Here is a 15,289-nt window from a genome sequence, read left to right as displayed (position 1 = left end):
CAAGCTCTTGAGCTAATTCTTTGTTTGCGCAGGGCTTTCTGGCGACAGCTCTGCCTTGGTTCTGCCGGCTACACCAGTTCCCTGCCCTTGGCGTCGATGGCGTTGGCCACCGCCTCGTCGGTCGCCTCGTCGGGCAAGAGCATCTCATTGTGCGCCTTGCCCGATGGGATCATCGGGAAGCAGTTGGCGAGCGTCGCCACGCGGCAGTCGAACAGCACCGGCTTCCTGACCGAGATCATCTCCTTGATCGCGTCGTCCAGTTCGTCCGGCTTCTCGCAGCGAATGCCGTGTCCGCCATAGGCCTCGGCGAGCTTGACGAAGTCGGGCATCGCCTCGGTGTAGGAATGCGACAGCCGGTTGCCGTGCAGCAGCTGCTGCCACTGCCGCACCATGCCCATATACTGGTTGTTCAGGATGAAGATCTTGATCGGCGCGTCGTGCTGCACGGCAGCGCTCATCTCCTGCATCGTCATCTGCACGGAGGCGTCGCCGGCGATGTCGATGACCAGCGCGTCGGGATGCGCGATCTGCACGCCGAGCGCCGCCGGCAGGCCGTAACCCATCGTGCCCAGCCCGCCTGACGTCATCCAGCGGTTCGGCTTCTCGAAATGATAGTGCTGCGCCGCCCACATCTGGTGCTGGCCGACCTCGGTGGTGATGTAGGTGTCCATGCCCTTGGTCAGTTCGTAGAGCCGCTCGATGGCGTATTGCGGCATGATCACGTCGTTGTTCATCTTGTAGGCGAGCGAGTCGCGCGCACGCCATTTGGCGATCTGCTCCCACCACGGGTAGAGCGCCTTCTTGTCGGCCTTGGCGCTCGCGCGCCACAGCCGCACCATATCCTCCAGCACCCGGCCGACATCGCCGATGATCGGCACCTCGGTGTGAACGTTCTTGTTGATCGACGATGGATCGATGTCGATGTGGATCTTCTTCGAATTCGGCGAGAACGCGGTCAGCCGGCCGGTGATGCGGTCGTCGAAACGCGCGCCGATGCAGATCATCACGTCGCAGTCATGCATGGCCATGTTGGCTTCATAGGTGCCGTGCATGCCGAGCATGCCCATCCAGTTCTTGCCCGATGCCGGATAGGCACCGAGGCCCATCAGCGTCGAGGTAATCGGGAAACCGGTAAGATCGACCAGTTCGCGCAGCAGATGGCTCGCTTCCGGGCCGGAATTGATGACGCCGCCGCCGCTATAGATGATCGGCTTCTTGGCGCTGGCCATCAGCTCGACCGCCGCCTTGACCTTTTCCAGGTCGCCCTGGACCTTGGGCTGGTAGCTGGTGCGCGGCGCGATCTGCGGCGGGACGTAGAATCCCCTGGCGAACTGCACGTCCTTCGGAATATCGACGACGACCGGACCCGGACGGCCGGTGGTCGCGACATGGAAAGCCTCGTGGATGGTGGCGGCGAGCTCGTTGACGTCCTTCACCAGCCAGTTGTGCTTGGTGCAGGGGCGCGTGATGCCGACCGTATCGCATTCCTGAAAAGCGTCGGAGCCGATCAGCGAGGTCGGCACCTGCCCCGTCAGGCAGACCAGCGGGATCGAATCCATCAGCGCGTCCTGCAGCGGCGTCACCGCATTGGTGGCGCCGGGGCCGGAGGTCACCAGCATGACGCCGGCCTTGCCGGTCGAACGCGCATAGCCTTCGGCCGCATGGCCGGCGCCCTGCTCGTGGCGCACCAGTATGTGCTCGACATCGTCCTGCTGGAAGATCTCGTCATAGATCGGAAGGACAGCGCCGCCGGGATAGCCGAAGACATGCTTGACGCCATTGTCCTTCAGCGCCTGCACCACCATTTCGGCACCTGTCATCTCGCGCCGCTCGTTCTGTCCGTTGCTCATCGGTCTGGTCCCGTACTGTCGCCATTTGGCGTTTGCTGGTCGTTTAGTCGTGTTTAAGGCAATAAAAAAGGCCCCCGAGGGAGCCTGTGTCTTGCGCATGGGGGGTTTTCGCCCGGCGGTTACACCGCCTTGCCCACGCGCTTTCCTACGAGAATGAGTGCCGTTTTCATGGTGGCGGACACTAAGGGCGGGCAAGGCAGCCTGTCAACGGGAAAAATCGCGCCGGCGCGCACAGCGTGCCGGCGCGATCGAGCTTGTCAGCCCGGCGCCTTGCAGCGGGAAACGCGTGGATCGCATTTGAACGCCTTCCTGGCCTGCATCTTCGCTGGCGGATGGTGGGGTGCCACCCTTGCCGGGGCATGGTGCTGGGGCATGCGCATTGCCAACGCTTGCTGATGCGGCTTTTGTTGCCCAGCTCCGCGTGCAAGACGCTGCCCCGAAACCGGCTTGGGCGACCCCCGGTTGAGCGACGATTTGACAACGATGCGTCCGTCGCCCGCGGTCCTGTCGGCATGCAGCTTGAGCGCATCGGCCTTCGCGCCGTTGCCGGCGGCCATCCGCTTGCTCACCGGCTTCACGACCACCGGATTGCTGGCAGTCACCGCGCCGGGGGAAATGGCCTTGTTGCCGGTCGCAGTCTTGGGACCCGCCAGGATTTGCCCGTTCCCCTTTGTATTGCCGGCAAGCCTCTTGATCTCGGCGCCCCTGGAAACATCGAGCCGTGCACTGGCAAACACGCCTTTGCGAGGCGGAACCAGTTTTGCCGCCTTGATCGATTCGATGACGGGCTTCGGGAGTTGCTGCAGCCGGGGTCCGGCATTGATTGCAACGACCTGATTGCCAAGTCGCACGCGCGGTGCATTGTTGACCACGACCGTCTGGTTGATGATCGTCGTGTTGCGCATGATGACGACGTTCTCCTGCACCGGCCGCACCATCCTGACCAGATCGACCGCGCCGATCGCCGCCACAGGCACGAAACACCACCAGGCGTCGTCGAAGGCGACACCGACGTCGGGCGGCGCTGGAGCCCAGCCGACATCATTGCCGCCCTGACGCCACACCACCCAGGCTGGCGCCCATTGATCGCCGGCGATCCACACCCAGCCGAAATCGGGATCATACGCCCAGCGGCCATAGTGATAGACGACATCGCCGAATGGCTCGGTGGACTGCCAGTACCAGCCATCGTCGGTCCAGACCCACCTGCCTTCGGTGTACGGCCGCCATTCGGTACGGACCGAGGGAACCCAGACATCGCCGAATCGGGCCGAGGTTCGCCATCCGCCATAATTCGAAAGCCTTTCGCGGACGGTGACGGCAATTTCCGCCGCATGCGCCTGCGTTCCGGGCAGCACCAGCGGGCCGGTCAGGGTCGCGCTCAAGGCCATGACCGCGGCCATTGCTGCTGCGCGTCCACGCCGGCCAAGGGAGCGACATGAAGACGCTTGGATGAAAGGTATGATGATCATAACGGGCTCCAGAGTTCCGCATCCAGAAAATCCCGGGAACCGCCCTGTTGCCCGCCACCGCTTCCCGGCTTCTCACCGATCGGTTGTCATCGGCCCGGGTGACCGCATTGCGGCATTTGACCATCAATTTTGCGCGACCGGCGCGGCATTCACAAATGGAACGTTCGTTTCCGGCGCCCGGGCGATTCCGAAACCGCCTGGCGATCTCATTTCTAGGATAGACCATTGAAATCGCTGGAAACTATGGTGGGGCGTGACGAGGGCCACCATCTCTGACGATACTTGATCGTCCGGCGGCAAGCCCGGCGGAGCGACCACCATGACGATCTGGATTTCACGGGAGGAAACCTGATGCTCGACAAGCCCTCTAGCAAGAACACGGCCCCTAGCAAGAAACTGTCCGACCTGCTCGATCAATTCGGCGCCGCGCTTGCTGCCAATGACATCGAGAAGGCGGTCGATTGCTTTCAAGATGATTGCTACTGGCGCGACCTCGTTACCTTCACCTGGAACATCAAGACCATGGAAGGCCGCGACCAGGTCCGCGACATGCTGAAAAACCAATTGTCGAAAACCAGGCCGTCGCACTTCGCCATCGCCAAGGGCGAGGACGCGACGGAGAGCGACGGGTTGATCGAGGGCTGGATCAGCTTCGAGACGGAAGTGGCGCGCGGCTTCGGCCATATCAGGCTGAAGGACGGCAAGATCTGGACGCTGCTGACCACCATGGCCGAACTGAAAGGCCACGAGGAGCCGGCAGGCTTTGCGCGGCCGATGGGCGCCAGGCACGGCTCGGGCAAGAACCGTCCGACATGGAAAGAAGAACGCGAGAGGGAAGCCGCCGAGCTCGGCTTCAAGACGCAGCCCTATACGGTGATCATCGGTGGCGGCCAGGGCGGCATCGCGCTCGGCGCGCGGCTGCGGCAGCTTGGCGTGCCCACCATCATCATCGAGAAGAACGAGCGTGCCGGCGACAGCTGGCGCAAGCGCTACAAATCGCTCTGCCTGCATGACCCGGTCTGGTACGACCATCTGCCCTATATCGATTTCCCCAAGAACTGGCCGGTCTTCTCGCCCAAGGACAAGATCGGCGACTGGCTGGAAATGTACGCCAAGGTGATGGAGCTGAATTACTGGTCCTCGACCGAGGCCAAAAGTGCGTCCTATGACGACAAGACGAAGGAATGGACCGTCGTCGTCCACCGCGACGGCAAGGACATCACGCTGAAGCCCAAGCAGCTGGTGCTGGCAACCGGACAGTCCGGCAAGGCCAATCTGCCGAAATTCAAGGGCATGGAAACCTTCAAGGGTGACCAGCACCACTCGTCGAAGCATCCGGGTCCCGACGCCTATGCCGGCAAAAAGGCCGTTGTCATCGGATCCAACAATTCCGCCCATGACATCGCTGCCGCACTTTGGGAAGCTGGTGCCGACGTGACCATGGTGCAGCGCTCGAGTACCCATATCTCCAGGTCCGACACGTTGATGGAAATCGGACTGGGTTCGCTCTATTCGGAGCAGGCGCTGCAGAATGGCATCACCACCGCCAAGGCCGATCTCATCTTCGCTTCGCTGCCTTACAAGATCCTGCACGAGTTCCAGATCCCGGCCTATGCCGAGATGAAGAAACGCGATGCGGCGTTCTACAAGGGACTGGAAAAGGCCGGTTTCATGCTCGACTGGGGCGACGACGAGTCCGGCCTGTTCATGAAGTACCTAAGGCGCGGCTCTGGCTATTACATCGATGTTGGCGCCTCGCAGCTGGTTATCGATGGTTCGATCAAGCTGAAGAGCGGCGTCGACGTCGAAGAGATCAAGCAGCACTCGGTTCTGCTCAGCGACGGGTCGGAACTGCCTGCGGACCTCATCGTCTACGCCACCGGCTACGGCTCGATGAACGGCTGGGCCGCCGATCTGATATCGCGCGAGACCGCGGACAAGGTCGGCAAATGCTGGGGCCTCGGCTCGAACACCACCAAGGATCCCGGCCCCTGGGAAGGTGAGCTGCGCAACATGTGGAAGCCGACGCAACAGGAGGCGCTGTGGTTCCACGGCGGCAATCTGCACCAATCACGACACTATTCGCAGTTCCTGGCGCTGCAGTTGAAAGCCAGGCAGGCCGGCTTGGCGACGCCGGTCTACGGCCTGCAGCAGGTGCACCACAAGGGATAGGCGAGCGCCATTCCTGCGGAGTAAAAAAGGAAGGAGGCATGGCTTGCACCCTGCCTCCTTCCTTCGAGGGAATTACGCCGGCTTACCCGCGGCGAACTGTGTCACCACCCGCTGCAGCAGCGGCACGTAATCGCGAAACGCCCGTGTCTTCATGTTGGCGATCTTGCCGCTCTCGTCCCAGATGCGGACCCGGACCGCTTCCTCGTGGAACGGGTTCTTGCGGAACTCGGCCACTTCATCGGCGCTCATCGGCCCGCCCTGCAGCGACAGCGTGTGCACCGAGGCCTGCGACAGCCTGCCGAAATAGGTCGGGTCGGTGGCGCAGAGATAGCGCTTGGCCGCGACATGCAGCCTGACGCATTCGACGATGACCGGCGGAAAGAACGGCGCCAGCACCTCGCCACCGGCCTCGTCATGATGCTTGTCCTCGACATCCTCGGGCGAATAGGTGCCGAACTCGCTGGTGTAGTGGCCGATGTCGTGCAGCAGCGCCGCCGCCACCAGCTCGTCCGGCGCGCCGTCCTGCTCGGCGAACCAGGCGCCCTGCAGCATGTGCTCCGACATGGTGACGGGTTCGCCGAGATAGGATTCGGCACCCCGGCGCTCGAAGATGTCGGCGATGAACTCGACGATGGTGTCCGCGTTCAAATCCTGGCCGCTCATTCCGCCGCCTCCTTGAACCCATGCTCGATCGCCGCGAGCGTCGACAGCAGACCGTCCTTGTCTGCGTAACAGCCCTGCAGCCAGCGCTTACCGGTACCGGAAAACGCCTTGCGGGCATGCATGACGCGGGTGTTGTCGACGATGAACGCCTGCCCCGCTTCGAGCTTGAACGTCACCTCGAAGGATGGATCCTCGATCAGTTCCGCGAACCGGCGATAGGCGGCGTAGTACGCTTCCATATCGCTGAACGGCACGTCGACCGTCGGCGCCAGGGAGCGGTTGTTGAAGCGGATGCAAATCAGCTCGCCATCGGGCCCGAGCTCGATCATCGGCCGCTTCGCCTGCAGCCGCACGCCGGAAGAGCCGGCATATTCGAAGCGCGCCGGGCATGAGCTCAGCAGCCGGAAGCCTTCCGGGTTCTCAGCCTGCAGCGCAGCCGCGACGGCAAACCCATCGACGACACTGGACTCGCCGCCCTCAACCGTATTCTCGATGCAGGACAGGATCTGCAGCGTCGGCACAGGGTCGCGATAGGGGTTGTCGGTGTGTGCCTGGAGGCCGAGATTCGTGTAGGCGAGATTGTTCGGATTGACCTCGGCGCGCACTTCGAACCAGCGCCCGTAATTGGTCTCCCTGATGTAGCCGAACAGATCGGATACTTTGCACAGCGCCCCGGATTCGGTCGGCAGATCGTCCATCACCGCGAAGCCATAGGTTTTCACCGCCGACAGCCATTGCCCCAGCACAGCACGATCGCGGCTGGCCGCAACATAGCCGGCGCGCGGTACCGAATTCTGCATCGAGGCCTTGGTCCATCGCACGGTGGCCTCGCCTGTCCAGCCCGGCTGGCGGCCTGCGTCACGATCATAGGCATTGGCGCTCAGCCATGCCGCGGGAAAGCTGACCGTCTTCTGCTCGGGCACGAAGCTGACTTCCAGGGCGCCGCCTTTGATCGACGCGGCGCCGATCCTGGTGTTGGCGGGAATGTCGAGAATGGTGATGAGCCGTTGACCATTGCCGGCGCTGCGCGTCTTGTCGTCCAGCGCATTGTCGCGCAGCCACATGGCATGAAAACGGCTGCGCGACCCGTCCTGCCAGCCAAGGTCGATTGTTCTGCCTTCGTCGCCGATCAGCGCGTGGGTGAGCATGGAGATCCGTTCCTGTTCATTGCGTCCCCCGCAGCCTGATCCGCAGGGTTTCGATTGCATGTTGATCGCGCGACAGGCATAACTCAAATTATCATTTTTTAGCCAATGACCGCAGAATACTAATGGCTCGTACAAATACACCCGTGCCGCCTCTGGACTGGCTGCGCAGTTTCGAGGCGGCGGCGCGGCTGTCGAATTTCACCGCGGCGGCAGCCGAGCTCGGTCTCACCCAGGCAGCCGTCAGCCAGCACATCCGGTTTCTCGAGGAGCGGCTCAAGACACGTTTGTTTTCGCGGCTGGCGCGGGGCGTTGCACTGTCGCCGGAGGGTGCGGCCTACTTGCCTCACATCCAGTCGGCCTTCGCCACCATCGGCAACAGCACCGCGGAACTGTTCGAGCCGCGTGCCGTCCAGACCGTGACCATCCGGGCGCCGATCTCCTTTGCCTTGCTCATGCTGGTTCCGGCGCTGCCAGATCTCGCCAAGGCACTGCCGCGCATCCAACTCGATCTGGTGACGATCCATCGCCCTGCCGACTACGATCTGCCGGGCTCGGTGCTCGACATCCGCTTCGGCAACGGATCGTTCCCCGGACGCGAAGCCGACAGGCTGACCGCCGAGCGGCTCGTGCCGGTGGCCGCACCTGCGCTCGCCGGCGACGACGACTGGCCTTCCCTGCCGCTGCTTCTGGTCGCCGGCGCGCGCGAGATGTGGGCGGAATGGTTCGCCGCCGCTGGACTGGCTGGCCATCCCAGACGATCGCACCGCTTCGACAGTTTCGTCACCGCCATGGAGGCGGCGAGCGCCAGCGCCGGCGTGCTCTTGGGCTCGCGGCCGCTGGTCGATGCGGCGCTCGACAGCAAGACGCTGGTCAGGCTTTCCGACTATGAACTTTCCAGCACATCGGGGCATTTCCTGACCAGGGCGTCGACAGCACGCCTGACCGGAGCCGAACAGGATTTCCGCCAATGGCTGCTCCTGCGCCTCTCCGCGCCGGCATGACTGGTTATGAGATTGGCCCGATCCGCTTCCAGTAGATCAACGTGCCGGTCAGCCCGCCATGCGGCTTCAGGGCATAGTCCGGTATCTCACCGGCCAGCGTGAAGCCCAACCGCTCATAGAGGCCTGAGGCGCCCTCCTCGGTCGCCGTGTCCAGAACCAGCAGCGTGCGGCCCTTCTCCAGGGCGAGGCTCTCGGCGGCTCGCATCAGGCGCGTTCCCACACCCCTGCCCCGGTAATCGACTGATGTCATCAGCTTGGCGATCTCGGCCCGGTGCGGCTGGTTGGGCGGACAATCGAGCAGCAAGGTCACGGTGCCGACGAGGTTTTTGCCGTCCCAGGCGCCAAGCACCGATCTTTCGCCCCTTGCCGCCGCGGCCAGCGACTTCTCCCAGAACGTCCTTGCCGCCTGCGGCGCCAACGGATGCATGAAGCTGACCGAACCGCCGGCCGCCACCGTTGCGACCAGCAATTCGGCCAGCATGTCCTGCGTTTCGGCAGTCGGGTTCAGGGGTGCGATCTCGATCGAGTTCATGTGCAGGATATCCTGTGATTGCAATAGAAGCGGGCGCATTGCTGTCAGTCCAGACGGTGCGCGCGGCGTCGCTTTCGCGCCGCCTTGATGGCGCTGATGCGGTCGGCGTCTTCGTGCCCGAGATGCCGCCCGCGCTCGAGTATCTCGAGCGTGTACTCCTCATAGGTCAGGCCAAGCCGCTCGGCTCTGTCCATGCGCAGCAGCATCACCTCGTGGCTCGGCGCCTTCCACGCCTTGGCATGAGCGGCCTGCCAGGCAAGGAAGATGTAGGGATCGCCCTTGCCCCATGGCGGGCCCTTGTACTCATCGAGAGGCGGCCCCCCATTGTGGGAGCGCTTTGGTCTTCTTGCCATTGTGTCAGCCCCTGACCAGCGCGACGAGATAGTCGGCGCCGGGCTCGAGGGCGTGGAAGGTGCAGTCCGACGGCGCCCCGAGCGCCAGGCAGTCGCCTGATACAAGCTTGTGCACTGTCTCACCTTCGATGAATTCGAGCCGCCCGGAAATCAGCCATATCTGCTGCTTGATGAAGGCGTATGAAGCGGCCGGAAAACTGACCTTGGCGCCCGCCGGCAGATGCACCTTGATCAGTTCCAGCGGCATATCGCCAGCCGGCGAAAGATGCCGCCTGACATAGCCGGTGTCGGGATCGCGCCACACCGGCTGGTCGGCCTCGCGCAATATCCCGCCGCCCTGCAATTCCGCGCGCGCGATCAAGGTCGACAGCGTCATGCCGAAGGCCGACGCGATGCGCACCAGAAGCGCCGCCGTCGGGCTGGTCTTGCCCCGCTCGATCGTGCTGAGCATCGCCTTCGAGACGCCGGAATGCTCCGCGAGTTCGGCCAGGGACCAGTCGCGCACGGTCCTTTCGGCGTGTATTCTGCGGCCGATCGTCGAGGAAATGTCGTTCGCTATATCATCCATATGTCTATTATAGCGAAAAATAGACGCCGGAGAAGAGCCGGCTGGCGACAATTTTCACGAGCCCTTTAATGCTCTCTACACCATCCGACATCATCGGGCCTTAACCCCATTCGGGTAGGATCGATGCTCCAGGGAAATGGGGATTGGCCTGTCCATGTATGTCGAACGCGAAGCCTCCGTTGGAGAACCGACATCGCAGGAGCGCCGCGACGCAGAGCAGAACGACAAGCGCATCCTCGGCAATGTCGTGCAATGCGATGGCGCGCGCGCCACCATCAGCGCCTATGCGAATGACGCCGACGGCGCGGTGACCGGCCTGTGGACGGTCGGCAAGATGATTTCCATCAATCTCGGATCGACGCGAACCGTCGGCCTGGTCTACGCAATCGGCAAGTCGGACCGCGCCTGGAGCAATGAGGGCCAGAACGCCATCGAGGTCAGCATCGAGCTGATCGGCGAAGTCCGTGACGGAGCAGAGCCCGGCGGCAAACCGGTCTTCGATCGCGGCATCACCACCTATCCGCATATCGGCGCCGTTGCGCATCGGATCCGCACCCGCGACCTGCAGGCGGTCTATGACCTCGCCGGGCGTCATTCGATCACGATCGGCACGCTAGCGCAGGACGAGACGATCGCCGCCAACATCGCCATCGACGATACGCTGGCGCGTCACTTCGCCATTGTCGGCACGACCGGCGTCGGCAAATCCACCGCCGTCTCGCTGCTGCTGCGCAAGTCGATCGCCGCACGGCCCGACCTGCGCATCCTGATCCTCGACCCGCACAACGAGTTCGCTGCATCGCTGCCCGAATACTGCGTCAGGGTCGATTCCAAAACCTTGGATCTGCCGTTCTGGATGTTCAAGCTCGAGGAATTCGCCGAGGTGCTGTTCCGGGGCCGCGAGACCGAGCCGGAAGAAATCGACGCCTTGCGCGACCTTATCCCGGCCGCCAAGAATCTCTACCGCAACCCGAATTCGGGCTCATATATCAGGCGCGGCAGCGATGCGTTGACCGCCGATACGCCGGTGCCTTACCGCATCGCCGACCTGCTCAAGCAGATCGATGAGCGCATGGGCATGCTCGAAAGCAAGACCGATCGCCCGACGCTCAAATCGCTGAAGACGCGCATCGAATCGGCGGCCGCCGATCCACGCTACCGCTTCATGTTCAACTCGCGCCTGATCGAGGACACCATCCACGAGACGATCGGCAACATCTTCCGCGTGCCGCATCATGGCCGCCCGGTAACCTGCTTCGAGATGGCCGGCATGCCGTCGGAAGTGGTCAATTCGGTCTGCTCGGTGCTGGCGCGCCTGGCCTTCGACCTCGCTCTGTGGAGCGAGGGCAAGCTGCAGTTGCTGTTTTTGTGCGAAGAGGCGCACCGCTATATGCCGGCCGACCCGCGCCTCGGCTTCGCGCCGACAAGGCACGCGCTGTCGCGCATTGCCAAGGAAGGCCGCAAATATGGCTGCTATCTCGGCGTCGTCACCCAGCGCCCGGGCGAGCTCGACCCGACCATCCTTTCGCAATGCTCGACCTTCTTCGCCATGCGGCTTGCCAATGAGCAGGACCAGGCGATCATCCGCTCGGCGATTGCCGACTCTTCCGCCTCGACGCTTGCCTTCCTGTCCTCCATGGGCCAGCGCGAAGCCATCGCCTTCGGCGAAGGCGTGGCGACGACCATGCGGCTGAAGTTCGAAAAACTGCCGAGTGACCTGCTCCCCGGCACCGCAAAACGCGAAGAGGCCACGTCGAAGCCAGGCGACGATGTCGATCTGGTGGCGATCGTGGAACGACTGCGCAATGTGCCTAAATCAACGCAGCAGGCGATGGCCTTCGCCGAGGTCGTCGATTCAGGCCGCCAGGCCGGCGACCCCGACTACCGCAAGCCACCCGCCGCACGCGCGCCATCGGACGACGATTTCGACATGCGCTACGGCCTAAAGCCCGCAACCTTCGGCCTGCGCCCGCAAAACGATTAGGTCAGCAGCGCCAACTCCTCTGCCTTCTGACCGAGAAGCCGCGCCAAGCTTGCGCCCTGCCTAGGCCGCTTGGGTAAATCCCGTCAGGGAATTCGTCAGGCTGAGTCGGGTGGTGCTGTTTTCGAGAACCGAAGCGGAGCGGACGTTTGAGTCCGTGAGCATCGGAAGCGCAGAAAACGGCGCCAGACGGCCAGCCTCACGAATTCAGTGATGGGATTTCAGGCGCAGACGCGGTTGCGGCCCTGCCTCTTCGCCTCGTAAAGCTGGCGGTCGGCGCGGCGATAGAACTCTTCCGCTGTTTCCTTGCGGTCCCAGACGGCGAGCCCGACGCTGGTGGTGATCTTGAGGCGGACATTGCCCGACAGCACCGACATGTTGGCGATCGCCTTGCGGATGCGCTCGGCAAACTTGCCCAGAAGCTCGGCGTCCATGTTGGGCGTGACCACGGCGAACTCCTCGCCGCCCAATCGCGCCACCACATCGTGGTAGCGCGTCATGTCCTTGAGACAGTTCGCGACGGCCTTGAGCACTTCGTCGCCGACGTCATGGCCGTGGGTGTCGTTGACCTGCTTGAAATGGTCGAGATCGAGGATCATCAGCCCGACGGGCTTTTCGATGCGCCGGAACTCCTCGAGATACTCCTTCAGCGCATCATCGAAATAGCGCCGGTTCTGCATGCCGGTCAGGCCATCGGTCAGCGCCGCATGCTCGAATGTTTCCGAGCGCGCGCTGAGCGAGACCGTCATGGCGCGCAGCTTGCCTTCCTCCATCGCCTGTTTGCGGATCAGCGGATAGATGAAGAAGATGCCGAAGAACAGCGCGGTGGCCAGGAGCACGCCGGTCGCGAACAAGAGCTTGTTGAGATAGATGACCTTGTCCAGACCCGAAGCCGTATGCAACTCGTCGGCGAAGGATTGCAGAAGTCCGTAAGCATGCAGCGTCACCAGGCCGGCGGCCAGGATCACGAATATAAAGACGAAAAATGCTGATTCCGCCTTGTGGAAACGCATCTGCTCCCCGTTGGAAAAGTGCCCACTGATCTTATGGCATGGGCGGGCTTACGGAGGGTTAATTTGGACAACCACCACGGGAACCGTTCCTTGCAGGTAAACTTTTCAGGTTGTATCGGAAGCAAGCGCTGAGATCGTGGTTTCCAGATCATCACCGGGGCGCAATCTCAGCCATTCCGGCCCCAATTGATGCCTGAACCAGGTGGTTTGCCGCTTGGAATATTGCCTGGTCGCGATCTTGGCGCGTTCGATTGCCTCGGGAAAGCCAATCTCTCCGGCCATCGCTGCCTGCAGTTCGCGAACGCCGATCGCTTTCATCGCCGGCAATTCGGGATCGAGGCCAAGTGCTGCAAGCCGCTTGACCTCGTCCAGCGCGCCCTTGTCCAGCATCTGGTCGAAGCGTTTGTCGATGCGAGCGACCAATGCCGCCCGATCCGGCTCGATCACCAGGAAACGCGCGCTTTCCCTGTCGATGAGCGGCTGGCCGCGTTCTGCCTGCCATTCCAGGATCGAACGGCCAGACGCATCGAGAACCTCCAATGCCCGCACGACGCGCTGGCTGTCGGTTGGCTTGAGCATCATGGCCGCCGCCGAATCCTCGCGCAGCAGCAGGCTGTGCAGCTTGACGGCGCCCTGCTCCTTCAACTCATAGCGCCAGCGGTCGCGGACCCGCTGCGGAATGTCGGGCATTTCCGAAATGCCCTCGGCCAGCGCGCGAAAATAGAGCCCGGTGCCGCCGACAAAAATCACTGGCCGTTCGGAGAATGTGCCGTCCTCGATCAGCTTCATCACATCGCGCAGCCAGGCGCCGGTGGAATAGGCGGTGGCCGGGTGGACATGGCCATAAAGATAATGCAGTGCGCGGGCGAGGTCGGCCGCCTCCGGCCGGGCAGTCAGCACGTCGAGCACCGAATAGCCCTGCATGGAATCGGTATTGACGATCACGCCCCCCCTGCGCTCGGCCAGATCGAGCGCAAGCGCCGACTTGCCGCTGGCGGTCGGCCCGGCTATCAGGATCGCGTTCTTCACGCGGCCCTTGCCCGCCTGCCCGCCGGAATGTTTCATGCCGCTCATCGCCACGCTTGTTTCCCGTCCCGCTGAGCGCGCTTTGTCGCTGTCGCTTGCGAATATGGCCTCACGGTCGGTCGGCGCAAGCGCTGTTGTCTGGCTGGCCGAAGGTATTGCCTGCGATCTCGTCCTGCCTGAGGCAGCCGACGACGCCGTCACGAGTGCCGTCTTGCGCACGGCACTTGCCAGCGAGGCCGTCGACGTGATCGTCCAGCAGGCGGAAACCCGCCGCAAGAAAATCCTGATCGCCGACATGGATTCAACCATGATCGACCAGGAATGCATCGACGAGCTGGCCGACGAGATCGGCGTCAAGGATCATGTTGCGGCCATCACCGCGCGATCCATGAATGGTGAGATCGCCTTCGAACCGGCTTTGCGTGAACGGGTGGCGTTGCTCAAGGGCCTCGACGCCGCCGTGGTCGATCGCATCGTCGCCAATCGCCTGACGCTGGCAGCGGGCGGCCGTGTTCTGGTCCGGACCATGCGCGCCAATGGCGCCTGGACGGCACTCGTGTCTGGCGGGTTCGAGGTCTTCACGACGCGCATCGCCGCCATGCTCGGTTTCCAGGAGAACCGCGCCAATCGCCTGCTCGAGCAGGACGGCCGCTTCACCGGGCTGGTCGGCGAACCGATCCTCGGCCGCGCCGCTAAGGCCGACGCGCTGATCGAAATTTCAGCGCGCCTCGGCCTGACGCCCGCCGACGCCATCGCCGTCGGCGACGGCGCCAATGATCTCGACATGATCTGCCTTGCCGGTACCGGTGTCGCGCTCCACGCCAAGCCGACGGTGGCGGCACAGGCCAAGGTCCGCATCGATCATGGCGACCTGACCGCGCTGCTTTATGTGCAAGGCTACAGGCGGGAGGAGTTTGTGCAATGAAACCAATGCGTACCGAGCGCCTGATCCTGCGCAACTGGGAAGATCGCGACCGCGACCTGTTCCACCGCATAAACTCCGACGACCGGGTGATGGAGTTCTTTCCGTTCCGCCGTGACCGCGCCGAGGCGGATGCCAAGATGGACGAGCTCCGGGCCTGGACCGCGGAGGACGGATACGGTTTTGCTGCCGCCGAGATCACCGCCACCGGTGAATGCATCGGCTTCATCGGTCTCCTCGACACCGATCATGTGCCATCCCTGCCAGCTGGCACCATCGAGATCGGCTGGCGACTGGCACCTGAGTTCTGGGGCAAGGGCTATGTCACCGAGGCAGCCGAAGCGTGGCTGGCCTACGGCTTCGAGACGCTTGGCCTCGATGAAATCGTGTCATTCGCCGTCGCGGCCAACCGCCGCTCCACCGCCGTCATGCAACGCCTCGGCATGAGCGCGGATCCGTCCGGCGATTTCGACCACCCCAGCATTCCCGACAGCCATCCCGCGCTCAAGCGCCATGTCCTGTACAGACTGTCGCGCCAAGACTGGCAGGCAAGAAAAAGGGCGGCCCGCTAGCCGCCCTTTCCATTCA

Annotated in this window: 14 protein-coding genes; 5 read left to right on the top strand and 9 right to left on the bottom strand. The window is 63.1% G+C overall.

The genetic code is table 11. The annotated features are described in order from the left end of the window. Nucleotides 1-68: 68 nt before the first annotated feature. Both NP503_RS04825 and NP503_RS04820 read right to left on the bottom strand, forming a co-directional pair. Nucleotides 69-1,850 (bottom strand): acetolactate synthase 3 large subunit, encoded by a 1,782-nt coding sequence (locus tag NP503_RS04825; RefSeq protein ID WP_127272402.1) that lies wholly within the window; start codon nucleotides 1,848-1,850, stop codon nucleotides 69-71. Between the two features lie 257 nt (nucleotides 1,851-2,107). Beyond that, nucleotides 2,108-3,253, bottom strand: coding sequence for a DUF6600 domain-containing protein (locus NP503_RS04820; RefSeq protein WP_127272401.1), 1,146 nt, complete (start codon nucleotides 3,251-3,253; stop codon nucleotides 2,108-2,110). Between the two features lie 420 nt (nucleotides 3,254-3,673). Between NP503_RS04820 and NP503_RS04815 the strand changes: the two genes are divergently transcribed. Continuing rightward, a complete protein-coding gene (locus NP503_RS04815) occupies nucleotides 3,674-5,494 on the top strand; it encodes an NAD(P)/FAD-dependent oxidoreductase (RefSeq protein WP_127268623.1) in 1,821 nt (606 codons plus the stop codon). A gap of 72 nt (nucleotides 5,495-5,566) precedes the next feature. Here NP503_RS04815 and NP503_RS04810 read toward each other — a convergent pair whose 3' ends face one another. Both NP503_RS04810 and NP503_RS04805 read right to left on the bottom strand, forming a co-directional pair. Continuing rightward, complete coding sequence (locus NP503_RS04810) at nucleotides 5,567-6,157, bottom strand: HD domain-containing protein (protein WP_127268622.1); 591 nt, start codon at nucleotides 6,155-6,157, stop codon at nucleotides 5,567-5,569. Next, on the bottom strand, nucleotides 6,154-7,305 hold the full coding sequence (locus tag NP503_RS04805; protein WP_127268621.1) for a gamma-butyrobetaine dioxygenase: 1,152 nt from the start codon (nucleotides 7,303-7,305) through the stop codon (nucleotides 6,154-6,156). Before NP503_RS04805 ends, NP503_RS04810 begins: the two co-directional genes overlap by 4 nt. 122 nt (nucleotides 7,306-7,427) lie before the next feature. Between NP503_RS04805 and NP503_RS04800 the strand changes: the two genes are divergently transcribed. After that, on the top strand, nucleotides 7,428-8,306 hold the full coding sequence (locus tag NP503_RS04800; RefSeq protein ID WP_127268620.1) for a LysR family transcriptional regulator: 879 nt from the start codon (nucleotides 7,428-7,430) through the stop codon (nucleotides 8,304-8,306). Between the two features lie 4 nt (nucleotides 8,307-8,310). On the opposite strand, the gene NP503_RS04795 is transcribed toward NP503_RS04800, so the two are convergent. The 3 genes from NP503_RS04795 to NP503_RS04785 are packed head-to-tail and all read right to left on the bottom strand — an operon-like array spanning nucleotide 8,311 to nucleotide 9,759. Beyond that, nucleotides 8,311-8,838 (bottom strand): GNAT family N-acetyltransferase, encoded by a 528-nt coding sequence (locus NP503_RS04795; protein ID WP_127268619.1) that lies wholly within the window; start codon nucleotides 8,836-8,838, stop codon nucleotides 8,311-8,313. 44 nt (nucleotides 8,839-8,882) lie between these two features. Next, the gene (locus tag NP503_RS04790; protein ID WP_127268618.1) at nucleotides 8,883-9,191 is read right to left on the bottom strand and encodes a hypothetical protein; all 309 of its coding nucleotides are present in this window, start codon (nucleotides 9,189-9,191) and stop codon (nucleotides 8,883-8,885) included. Nucleotides 9,192-9,195: 4 nt separating this feature from the next. Beyond that, nucleotides 9,196-9,759 carry a helix-turn-helix domain-containing protein gene (locus NP503_RS04785; RefSeq protein ID WP_127272678.1) on the bottom strand — a complete coding sequence of 188 codons (564 nt, stop codon included), beginning with the start codon at nucleotides 9,757-9,759 and terminating at the stop codon, nucleotides 9,196-9,198. Nucleotides 9,760-9,913: 154 nt separating this feature from the next. Between NP503_RS04785 and NP503_RS04780 the strand changes: the two genes are divergently transcribed. Then, a complete protein-coding gene (locus NP503_RS04780) occupies nucleotides 9,914-11,743 on the top strand; it encodes an ATP-binding protein (protein ID WP_127272677.1) in 1,830 nt (609 codons plus the stop codon). A gap of 218 nt (nucleotides 11,744-11,961) precedes the next feature. Here NP503_RS04780 and NP503_RS04775 read toward each other — a convergent pair whose 3' ends face one another. After that, nucleotides 11,962-12,753 (bottom strand): GGDEF domain-containing protein, encoded by a 792-nt coding sequence (locus NP503_RS04775; protein WP_127271965.1) that lies wholly within the window; start codon nucleotides 12,751-12,753, stop codon nucleotides 11,962-11,964. Nucleotides 12,754-12,858: 105 nt separating this feature from the next. Then, nucleotides 12,859-13,827, bottom strand: coding sequence for a tRNA (adenosine(37)-N6)-dimethylallyltransferase MiaA (gene miaA / locus NP503_RS04770; protein ID WP_127272676.1), 969 nt, complete (start codon nucleotides 13,825-13,827; stop codon nucleotides 12,859-12,861). Between miaA and serB the strand changes: the two genes are divergently transcribed. Together serB and NP503_RS04760 are read left to right on the top strand one after the other, a co-directional pair. After that, a complete protein-coding gene (serB, locus tag NP503_RS04765) occupies nucleotides 13,817-14,704 on the top strand; it encodes a phosphoserine phosphatase SerB (RefSeq protein ID WP_127271592.1) in 888 nt (295 codons plus the stop codon). The genes miaA and serB overlap by 11 nt on opposite strands. Next, on the top strand, nucleotides 14,701-15,273 hold the full coding sequence (locus tag NP503_RS04760) for a GNAT family N-acetyltransferase (RefSeq protein WP_127271778.1): 573 nt from the start codon (nucleotides 14,701-14,703) through the stop codon (nucleotides 15,271-15,273). The genes serB and NP503_RS04760 overlap by 4 nt, the downstream gene beginning before the upstream one ends. Nucleotides 15,274-15,289: the final 16 nt, after the last annotated feature.

The organism is Mesorhizobium sp. SEMIA396, from assembly GCF_024518615.1.
Lineage (GTDB): Bacteria > Pseudomonadota > Alphaproteobacteria > Rhizobiales > Rhizobiaceae > Mesorhizobium.
The sequence above is the reverse complement of the archived record's forward strand: the minus strand, read 5'-3'. Positions and strand labels throughout refer to the sequence as shown.

Excerpts from the sequence above, each read along its gene's own strand:
- NP503_RS04785 (WP_127272678.1), bottom strand. The coding sequence starts at position 9,759 with ATGGATGATATAGCGAACGACATTTCCTCGACGATCGGCCGCAGAATA.
- NP503_RS04775 (WP_127271965.1), bottom strand. The coding sequence starts at position 12,753 with ATGCGTTTCCACAAGGCGGAATCAGCATTTTTCGTCTTTATATTCGTG.
- NP503_RS04805 (WP_127268621.1), bottom strand. The coding sequence starts at position 7,305 with ATGCTCACCCACGCGCTGATCGGCGACGAAGGCAGAACAATCGACCTT.
- NP503_RS04825 (WP_127272402.1), bottom strand. The coding sequence starts at position 1,850 with ATGAGCAACGGACAGAACGAGCGGCGCGAGATGACAGGTGCCGAAATG.
- NP503_RS04810 (WP_127268622.1), bottom strand. The coding sequence starts at position 6,157 with ATGAGCGGCCAGGATTTGAACGCGGACACCATCGTCGAGTTCATCGCC.
- NP503_RS04815 (WP_127268623.1), top strand. The coding sequence starts at position 3,674 with ATGCTCGACAAGCCCTCTAGCAAGAACACGGCCCCTAGCAAGAAACTG.
- NP503_RS04795 (WP_127268619.1), bottom strand. The coding sequence starts at position 8,838 with ATGAACTCGATCGAGATCGCACCCCTGAACCCGACTGCCGAAACGCAG.
- NP503_RS04800 (WP_127268620.1), top strand. The coding sequence starts at position 7,428 with ATGGCTCGTACAAATACACCCGTGCCGCCTCTGGACTGGCTGCGCAGT.
- NP503_RS04760 (WP_127271778.1), top strand. The coding sequence starts at position 14,701 with ATGAAACCAATGCGTACCGAGCGCCTGATCCTGCGCAACTGGGAAGAT.
- serB (WP_127271592.1), top strand. The coding sequence starts at position 13,817 with ATGCCGCTCATCGCCACGCTTGTTTCCCGTCCCGCTGAGCGCGCTTTG.
- miaA (WP_127272676.1), bottom strand. The coding sequence starts at position 13,827 with ATGAGCGGCATGAAACATTCCGGCGGGCAGGCGGGCAAGGGCCGCGTG.
- NP503_RS04820 (WP_127272401.1), bottom strand. The coding sequence starts at position 3,253 with ATGGCCGCGGTCATGGCCTTGAGCGCGACCCTGACCGGCCCGCTGGTG.
- NP503_RS04780 (WP_127272677.1), top strand. The coding sequence starts at position 9,914 with ATGTATGTCGAACGCGAAGCCTCCGTTGGAGAACCGACATCGCAGGAG.
- NP503_RS04790 (WP_127268618.1), bottom strand. The coding sequence starts at position 9,191 with ATGGCAAGAAGACCAAAGCGCTCCCACAATGGGGGGCCGCCTCTCGAT.